General features: G+C 69.8%; 11 protein-coding genes. 6 read left to right on the top strand and 5 right to left on the bottom strand.

What is annotated here, in order from left to right; all coding sequences use genetic code 11:
• The coding region (locus QN345_RS12495) for a helix-turn-helix domain-containing protein (protein ID WP_323508700.1) at positions 1 to 72 on the bottom strand (72 nt) is incomplete at its 3' end.
• Between the two features lie 23 nt (positions 73 to 95).
• Between QN345_RS12495 and QN345_RS12500 the strand changes: the two genes are divergently transcribed.
• The gene (locus QN345_RS12500; protein ID WP_323508701.1) at positions 96 to 428 is read left to right on the top strand and encodes an SDR family oxidoreductase; all 333 of its coding nucleotides are present in this window, start codon (positions 96 to 98) and stop codon (positions 426 to 428) included.
• Here the strand turns inward: QN345_RS12500 and QN345_RS12505 are convergent.
• Complete coding sequence (locus QN345_RS12505) at positions 425 to 1,399, bottom strand: GGDEF domain-containing protein (RefSeq protein ID WP_322137221.1); 975 nt, start codon at positions 1,397 to 1,399, stop codon at positions 425 to 427. The genes QN345_RS12500 and QN345_RS12505 overlap by 4 nt on opposite strands.
• Positions 1,400 to 1,512: 113 nt before the next feature.
• Here QN345_RS12505 and QN345_RS12510 point away from each other — a divergent pair, with 113 nt between their 5' ends.
• The 3 genes from QN345_RS12510 (at position 1,513) to QN345_RS12520 (ending at position 3,686) form a co-directional block, all read left to right on the top strand.
• Positions 1,513 to 1,896, top strand: a complete 384-nt coding sequence (locus tag QN345_RS12510) for a hypothetical protein (protein WP_134450003.1) — start codon at positions 1,513 to 1,515, stop codon at positions 1,894 to 1,896.
• A 42-nt stretch (positions 1,897 to 1,938) separates the two neighbouring features.
• Positions 1,939 to 3,105, top strand: a complete 1,167-nt coding sequence (locus QN345_RS12515; protein WP_322137218.1) for a cation:proton antiporter — start codon at positions 1,939 to 1,941, stop codon at positions 3,103 to 3,105.
• Between the two features lie 119 nt (positions 3,106 to 3,224).
• Positions 3,225 to 3,686, top strand: coding sequence for a hypothetical protein (locus tag QN345_RS12520; RefSeq protein WP_134450001.1), 462 nt, complete (start codon positions 3,225 to 3,227; stop codon positions 3,684 to 3,686).
• A gap of 113 nt (positions 3,687 to 3,799) precedes the next feature.
• Here QN345_RS12520 and QN345_RS12525 read toward each other — a convergent pair whose 3' ends face one another.
• From QN345_RS12525 to QN345_RS12535, 3 genes are read right to left on the bottom strand one after another with little or no spacing between them, the layout of a single operon-like run.
• Positions 3,800 to 5,140: a DUF445 domain-containing protein gene (locus QN345_RS12525; RefSeq protein WP_322137217.1), complete on the bottom strand. Its 1,341-nt coding sequence runs from the start codon at positions 5,138 to 5,140 to the stop codon at positions 3,800 to 3,802.
• Between the two features lie 10 nt (positions 5,141 to 5,150).
• Positions 5,151 to 6,089: an aldose 1-epimerase family protein gene (locus tag QN345_RS12530; protein ID WP_322137216.1), complete on the bottom strand. Its 939-nt coding sequence runs from the start codon at positions 6,087 to 6,089 to the stop codon at positions 5,151 to 5,153.
• A gap of 9 nt (positions 6,090 to 6,098) precedes the next feature.
• Positions 6,099 to 6,926, bottom strand: coding sequence for a DeoR/GlpR family DNA-binding transcription regulator (locus QN345_RS12535; protein WP_322140980.1), 828 nt, complete (start codon positions 6,924 to 6,926; stop codon positions 6,099 to 6,101).
• Positions 6,927 to 7,023: 97 nt separating this feature from the next.
• Here QN345_RS12535 and galT point away from each other — a divergent pair, with 97 nt between their 5' ends.
• Positions 7,024 to 8,184 (top strand): galactose-1-phosphate uridylyltransferase, encoded by a 1,161-nt coding sequence (gene galT / locus QN345_RS12540; protein WP_134449997.1) that lies wholly within the window; start codon positions 7,024 to 7,026, stop codon positions 8,182 to 8,184.
• On the top strand, positions 8,181 to 8,565 hold a 385-nt coding region (locus tag QN345_RS12545; protein WP_323508699.1), incomplete at its 3' end, for a galactokinase family protein. The genes galT and QN345_RS12545, both read left to right, overlap by 4 nt.

Here is an 8,565-nt window from a genome sequence, read left to right on the forward strand (position 1 = left end):
GTCAGCGCGGAGGTAGGCGTAAACGGTTTCGCGGCTGATACCAAAATCTCGAGCCAGAGCAGCCTTCGGCACGCCGGGTCCGCCCGGGCGGAGCGATCGTCAACTTCTCCACCTCCGTCACCCGCACCCAGTTCCCCGGCTACGGCGCCTACGTGGCGAGCAAGGCCGCGGTCGAGAGCATCACGCTCATCCTCGCCCGTGAACTGCGCGGCAAGGACGTGACCGTCAACGCGGTCGCCCCCGGCCCGACCGCGACCGCCCTGTTCCTGAACGGCAAGGACGAGGCCACGATCACGAACCTCGCCGCGGCCGTCCCCCTGGAAAGGCTCGGCCAGCCCACCGACATCGCCGAGACCGTCGCGTTCCTCGCCGGCCCCGCCCGCTGGGTCAACGGCCAGGTCATCTTCACCAACGGCGGGCTCGCCTAGCCCCCGCTGACTCCCATGCGGCCGCTCCGTTTGCGCCGCTTCTCGGCATAGAGCTCCTGGTCCGCGCGCTCGCGGATGCTGTGGGCGTCATCTCCGGGGCGGGCTTCTGCCAGTCCCGACGACCAGTCCAGACCGCCCGGTGCGGAGATCCGCGCGAGCATCTCCCTGGCCTGCTCCACCGTCGTGGACGTCATCAGCAGCAGGAACTCATCACCGCCCAGGCGCACGACCGAGTCATAGGGTCGCGTGTTGCGTCTCAGGCAGCCCGCGAAGGCCACCAGCACGCGATCCCCTTCCGCATGCCCGTGCTCGTCGTTGAGGCGTTTGAAGTCATCGAGATCGAGAATCGCGACGGTCATCGGTTGCCCGGTACGCGTTCCCCTGGCGAGCTCGAGGTCGAGACGGGCATCCAGCCCCGACCGGTTCAGGACGCCGGTGAGCGGGTCGGTGGTGATCTCCCGGTCGAGCTTGGCCCGCAGATACCCAGCGGCCTCCCGGCAGAAGAGCGACGCGAGAGCCAGGTTGACCCAGGTGATCTGGACGGCGTCGAAGGGATTCACGGCGAGCGCGATGCCGGAGGCCCCGAACGCGAATCCGACCGCCAGTCGCGACACGAACGGACGGTAGAACCAGCCGAGATAACAGGCGAACATCGGGTAGAGCACCAGGTTGTTCACCGACAGGATCGGGGCAGTCGAGACCGCCATCTGCAGCGCGGTCACCGCGAAGAACACGAGGGTTCCCGCGAGCCCGACCCAGCGCGGGAACCGGGCTCCGAACGCGACGGGCAGCGCGGAGACCACGGCGGCCACGAGGGTCCAGAGCCAGGTCCACAGCGAGCCGAGCCCGCCCCCTGCCGAGGTCGCAGCATCCACCAGGCCGCTGATGACGATGACGAAGCCGGCGGCCGACGTGACGTAGGCGAACGGCGGGATCAGCGAGGCCGCCGCTGGACCGCTCTCTCGCCGCACGTGTCTTCTCCCGATCCTCAGGCCATCGGCCCGAGCCGCTCGAATGGGCACACCCATTCGTACTACGCTCAGGCTATCGCCCCACCAACGGATGCCCGGCACGAGGAGTCGCAATGCCCAGGAAGGTCAAGTGGCTCGAGGAGCCCATCCCGGAGAACTACCCGAAGGCGGCCGACTACCTGCGGTTGCTCGTGAACGAGCACGCGGTCGAGGCGACCTCGCTCGCCCTCGAGGCAGCGCCCATCACCTTCCACAAGGCCAAGGACATCCTGCGCGCAGCCGGTCTCCCCCTGCTCACGCCGGAGAACCCGCACGTCGCCAATTACCTCAGGCTGATCCGCGAGGGCCGCCGGCTGGGCCCGATCCTGCTCGTGCGCGGCAATCTGCCTGCCGCGGTTCCGCTGCACATCGCGGATGGATACCACCGCGTCTGCGCGACCTACCTCACGAACGAGAACACCGACATCCCGGTTCAGCTGGCGGACCTGACGCTCTAACCGCGCCATGGCGCACTGCCGGTTGCCTGTCCGGACACCCCGATGACGTTCCAGACCCTTGCGATCATCTCCCTGGTCGGCCTGCTCGGCCCGCTGCTGGCGACCCCGCAGCGCTGGCGGGTTCCGGTCATGCTCGGCGAGCTCCTCGCTGGAATCCTCGTCGGCCGCACCGGGCTGGGCCTCGTCGACTCGAGCGATCCGACCCTGACCCTGCTTGCTGACGTCGGGTTCGCACTGATCATGTTCGTGGCAGGCACCCACGTCCCGGTGCGTGATGCCGGTATCCGTTCGGCGCTCGGCAAGGGCACGGCCAGGGCCGGTCTGGCCGCCGTCATCGCGATCGTGCTCGGCGTGGCGACGGCGGTGCTCTTCGGTACCGGGCATGCGCCGCTGTACGCGGTGCTGCTCGCGTCGTCGTCTGCGGCGCTCGTGCTGCCGGTGATCGACTCGCTGAAACTGACCGGCCCGTCGGTGCTGCAGGTGACCGCGCAGGTCGCGATCGCCGACGTCGCTGCGATCGTCGCCCTGCCGATCGTGATCGACCCGGCCAATGCAGGCTCGGCCGCGCTCGGCGCCACAGCGGTCGCGGCATCCGCGGCGCTGCTGTATCTCGTGCTGTCACGACTCGAGAAGAATGGTGCCCGGCTCCGGCTGCACCGGGTGTCCGAGGACCGCAAGTTCGCCCTCGAACTACGGGTGCAGCTGACGATCCTGTTCGCGTTCGCCGCCCTCGCGGTGGTGAGCCACGTCTCGATCATGCTCGCCGGGTTCTCCTTCGGGCTGGCCGTCGCGATGGTCGGAGAGCCGAGGCGCCTTGCCCGGCAACTGTTCGCGATCGCCGACGGCTTCCTCGGGCCGCTCTTCTACGTGTGGCTCGGCGCCTCGCTCAACGTGCTCGACCTCCTGGCCCGGCCCGGAATGGTCCTGCTCGGTCTCGTCCTCGGTTTCGGCGCCGTCGTCGCGCATGCCTCGGCCCGGCTGCTCGGCCTGCCACTGCCGTACGGTCTGCTTGCGGCCGCCCAGCTCGGCGTGCCGGTTGCGGCGGCGACGATCGGGACCCAGCTGAAGCTGCTTGCGCCTGGCGAGGCGGCCGCTCTGATCCTCGGCGCCCTGATCACGATCGGTGTCGCGACCGTGGCTGCGGGCGTCGCCTCCAGGCGGCAGGCAGGGCGACCGCCCGGGGAATTCTCGGGGAGCACACAGCGTTGACACGGTCAGCACTCGGGCTCAGCCGCCAGACTTGTTGCTCCGCAGTCGCGCCACGCGCGCTGCGGGCACACAGCGGAGCGGGAGCTGCGGGGTGACGCGACAATTCAAGGAGGTCGCACGTGGAAAGAATTAACGAAGAAGTCGAGACCGAAACCGGCACCATCGAAAAGTACCGCCGGCACGCGAACGGACGCGGACTGGTCTCCGGCGGGGCGCGGGTCGACCCGTCCGCCTTCATCTCCGGAACGGCATACGTCGAGAGCGGAGCCAAGGTGGGTGCGGAGGCCTGGATCGGACCGGGCAGCTGGATCGACCACAACGCCCTTGTCGGAGCGCGGGCCTTCATCGGCCAGAACGTGCACGTCGGCGTCGACGCCGTGATCGGCGCGGCCGCCCGTCTCGGAAGCCACTCCCGGATCGGAGACGGCGCCCGGGTACAGAGCGGAGCCGTCGTCGACCGTGACATCCGGATCCCGCAGGGCGGCATCGTGACCGCCGCGGCACGCGCGCAGGCACGACCGACCGGGACGCGGCATCCGCTCGATACGGAAGCGCCGACCCGCTTGCGCCGCGCCGCCTGAGCAGCCACCGTGACCGGGCGAGGGCCCCGACCGGGTGATACCGGTCGGGGCCTCGCCGCGTCGGGCCGCGGAGGCTCCGCTCTGCTCTGGTGTACTTTGCCTAGACGCCCGGCTTAGAGGAGGGTGACGGCGGCCTGGGCGACGGCGAAGATCGCGAGCCCCGCAAGAGAGCCGACGACGGTGCCGTTGATCCGGATGTACTGGAGGTCGCGTCCGACCTGCAGCTCGATCTTCTCGCTCGTCTCCGCGGCATCCCAGCGTTCGACCGTCTCGGTGATGACACCGGCGATCTCGTCCCGGTACGTCCGCACGAGGTACGTGACCGAGTCGGCGATCCAGCGATCGATGCGCCCTCCGAGCGCGCCGTCGCCGGCGAGCCGCTCGCCCACCTCGATCACGGTCGCACGGATGCCGTCCCTCAGGTCGCTCGACGGGTCGCCGAGCGACGCCACGAGGGACACCTTCACGGCCTCCCAGGTCTCGCTCGCGAACTCGCGCAGGCGGGCGCTGTCCAGGAGCTCGAGCTTCAGGGTCTCGACCCGGTTGATCATCGCCGGGTCGTGCTCGAGGTCGTCGGCCAGCTCGACAAGGTAACGGTCGATGGCCTCGCGAAGCGGATGCGCGGCATCCGCCCGCACGGCGGCGACGAACCCGAGTACCTCGCGGTGCGCCCTGTCGTCGACGAGGCGGTCGACGAAGCCGGGGAGCCAGCCGGGCAGCCGAGCGGACACGGCCTTTCCGAAGGCCTCCGGGTGGGCTTCGAGCCAGGCCTCCGCGCGATCCAGGAGCAGGTCGACGACCGCGTGCTGCTGCCCGGAGGCGAGCAGGCGCGCGCCGACCCTGCCGATCGGCGGCGCCCACTCCGGACGCACGAGGTGCTCGCGCGCCACGGTCTCGATGAGGTCCTTGATCGCGTCGTCGCTCAGGAGAGTGAGCAGCCCGGTGCCGGCGACGGAGATCTCCTCGGTGAGCCTGCTGGCGTTGTCTGGCAGCTTCAACCAGGTGCCGAGTCTCCTGGACACCCCGATCGAGTCGAGCTTGCCGCGGACGACCTGCTCGGAGAGGAAGTTGGTACCCACGAATTCGCCGAGGCTCGCGCCGATCTCGTCTTTACGGCTCGCGATGATGTTGGTGTGCGGGATGCGCAGGCCGAGCGGATACCGGAACAGCGCGGTCACGGCGAACCAGTCGGCGAGGGCGCCCACCATGCCGCCCTCGGCGGCGGCCCTGACGTAGTGCAGTGCGGGAATACGATCCTGCAGCGCAAACGAGACCGCGAAGACGAGCGCCATCAGGAGGAGCAGCGCGAGGGCGAGCCGCTTCATCCTGACCAGGGCCACCAGCCGGGCCGCGTCTGCGGGGCTGAGCACAGCGGTACGGCGCCGCCTGGTGCCGCGGGGCTTCGGCCGACCGGGTGTCGACCGGCCCGGCGTCGGTTCGCGCGTCAGCGCCATGGATGCGACCCTAGGCCTGGAATCCGGTCGGGCGGATGGCCCAGCGCACGGTCCAGGACTCGTCCGGCGCGAGCCAGCGGAGGCCGGCCCCCGAGTTGAATGCGTCGGCGGGCGCGGTCATCGGCTCGATCGCGACGGCGCGGCCGGGCATGGGGCTCGCGCCATCGCTCGCCGTGACGGGAAACTCGGTCGGGGTGAAGACCTGCACGTACCGCATGTTCTCGTCGCCCCAGACGGTGACCCTGCGGCCGTCCGGAGCGGTGAGCGAGTGCTCGCGTCCGGCGCCGCCGAAGGCGTCGTCGAGCGCGAGATCGGCGACGCGCACACCGGCACGGAGGTCGTAGCCGGTGCCGCCGACCGGGGTGTCGACACCGGTCGGGTTGAGCCGGGCATCCACTTCGAGGTGCGTGTCCGCGTCGACGCGCAACACGAGGTCCTCTGTGGGGACGTCGCCGATCTTGAGGTACGGGTGCACGCCGATGGCCACGGGGGCGTTCTCTGTGCCGACGTTGTGGACGGTGTGGGTGACCTCGAGGCCCGTGTCGGTGAGGGCATAGGTCACGCTCGTGTCGAGCTGGAACGGGAAGCCGGACTGGGGGAACACGGTCGCGGCGAGGGTCACGGCCGCAGCGTCCCGCTCGACGAGGCGATACGGGGTGAAGCGGAGGAGTCCGTGAATGGCGTTGTTCAGGAGGGGCTCGGTGATGCTGAGCTGCTGCCTGTCCTCGCCGTGCCGCCAGATCCCGTCGCGGATGCGGTTGGGCCACGGCACGAGCACGATGCCCGCAGACATCGGCGGCTCGACCGCCGCAGCGAAGGTCTCCACGAGGTCCATGCCGTTCAGGGCATAGGCCCGGATCCCGGCGGCGACCTCGGTGATCGTCGCCGTGGCCCGCCCGTCCGGGGTCTCGTGTGTCAGTTCGTACTGGGTTCCGGTGGCTGCGCGCATGGGACCAGCCTATTCGCCCTGGAGCACGGTGAGTCCGGCCTCGCGGAGCCGGGCCAGCGCATCGGGGTGCGCTGCGGCATCCGTCAGCAGGGAATCGAAGGCATCGAGGGGGCCGACCCTGCCGAGGTGCACCCGGCCGAGCTTGGAGCCGTCCGCGACCACGATCGCCCGGGTCGCCGCCTGGAGCATGAGGGTCTTGACGCCGGCTTCCGGCAGGTTGATGTTCGTGACCCCGCCTCCCGCGTCGACGCCGTTGCAGCCGATGAAGGCGAGGTCGGCGTGGACCTGGCTGAGCACGGTCGCGGCGAGCGGCTCCACGAGGGAGTGCTGCAACGGCCGGAGCGAACCGCCCGTGACGATCACGGTGAAGCGCGGGATGGCGGGCTCGAGCTCGAGGGCGATACTGAGCCCGTTGGTGATCACGACGACGTCGCTCAGCTCCGTACGGGCGAGCAGGGCACGGGCGATGGCGAGGTTGGTCGTGCCGACGTCGAGGATCACGCTCTGCCCGCTCACGACGAGGGATGCGGCGAGCGCCCCGATCTGCTGCTTCGGTATCACGGATGCCCCGAGCGACTCTTCGAAAGAGGGCTCGGTGTCCGCGGCGAGCGTCGACCCCTGGGCCAGCGCGGGCACCGCTCCCCCGTGCACCCGATGCACGAGCCCCTCCGTCTCGAGTGCGTCGAGGTCGGCGCGCGCGGTGACCCCGGACACACCGAAGGCCTCGCGCAGCTCACTCACCCGCACGAAGCCGCGCTCGTCGACGAGCCGGCGGATCTGCTCCCTGCGCTGGTGCTGCGGGAGCAGCTCGCGGTCTGCCGGCGTCTCGAATGTCATAACCCCATCTTCGCTTACTTTCTTTTAGTTATCAATTAGAAACCGCTGGTTTCGGTTGCGCAGATCCGCTAACGTGGTGAGGGTTATGGACACCGTCATGGATAGCGCAGGCTTCGTCGCCGCACCCGGAATCACCCGTCACCACCACACCCTGGCCGACGGCCGGGACCTCATCTACTTCGACGACCCGGACACGCGGCTCTCGCCCGAACGCGCCGCCGATACCCGCCAGCTCGACCCGCGCCCGCCGACGGCGAGCATGCGCCAGGACCCGCTCAGCGGCGAATGGGTCTCGATCGCGTCCGCACGCCAGAACCGGGTGTTCCTGCCGCCGGCGAACCTCGACCCGCTCGCGCCGTCGACGCCGGAGAACCCGAGCGAGGTGCCGAGCAACTACGACGTTGCCGTGTTCGAGAACAAGTCGCCGTCCTTCGGGCCATTGCTCACCGACGCGAACGCGCCGGCAGGGCTCGCCGAGCTCTCCGAGATCGGCCTCGGGCGCACCCGCACCTCAGTCGGGCGCTGCGAGGTCGTCTGCTTCAGCCCCGAGAACGAGGGCTCCTTCGCGAGCCTCTCCGTCACCAGGGCCCGCACCGTGATCGAGGCATGGGCCGAGCGCACCCACGTGCTCTCGCAGCTCCCGGGCATCCAGCAGGTGTTCCCCTTCGAGAACCGCGGCGAGGCGATCGGCGTGACGCTGCGGCATCCGCACGGCCAGATCTACTCGTACCCGTACGTCACCCCGCGCACCCAGCGCGTGATCGCGTCGCTCGAAACCTACGGTCCCACTCTCTTCGCCGACGTGCTCGCAAGCGAACAGGCCGCCGACCGGGTCATCATCCGCGGCGAGCACTGGACCGCGTTCGTGCCCTTCGCGGCCCGCTGGCCCATCGAGGTGCACATGCTGCCGCACCGCCAGATCCCCGACTTCGCGGCGACGAGCCTCGCCGAACGCGACGAACTCGCGGTGCTCTACCGGCGGCTCCTGCGCGGCATCGACGCGATCTATTCGACGCCGACACCGTACATCGCGGCGTGGCACCAGGCCCCCGTACACACTCACCGGGACGACATCCGCCTGATGCTGCAGGTCACGAGTCCGCGCCGGGCAGAGGACAAGCTGAAGTATCTCGCCGGATCGGAGGCTGCGATGGGTGCGTGGATCGGCGACGTCACTCCCGAGCAGGCGGCTGCGGGCATCCGTGCCGCCGTCGAACGGTCGATGGCTGCGGATGCCGCAAGCGAGGCCCGCGCATGAGCGCCCTCGATTCCGCAGCGACCGCAGGTTTCGCCAATCGCTTCGCCGGCGAGCCGGACGGCCTCTGGTCGGCGCCCGGACGGGTGAACCTGATCGGGGAGCACACCGACTACAACGACGGCTTCGTACTGCCGTTCGCGATCGACCGGCGCACCGTGATTGCGCTGGCCGCACGCAGCGACCGGCTGATGCGAGTGGCGAGCTCGTTCTCCGACGAGATCGTCGAGGTCTCCCTCGACGGGCTGACCCCCGACATCCTCGCGGGCTGGTCGGCGTACCCGCTCGGAGTCGCCTGGGCGCTCGGCGAATTCGGGGCGCCGCTGTCGACGGCGGCCGGTTTCGACGTGTACATCGTCTCGGACGTGCCGATCGGGGCCGGCC

Origin of the sequence: Cryobacterium sp. 10I1 (genome assembly GCF_035019805.1) — a bacterium.
GTDB classification, from domain to species: domain Bacteria; phylum Actinomycetota; class Actinomycetes; order Actinomycetales; family Microbacteriaceae; genus Cryobacterium; species Cryobacterium glucosi.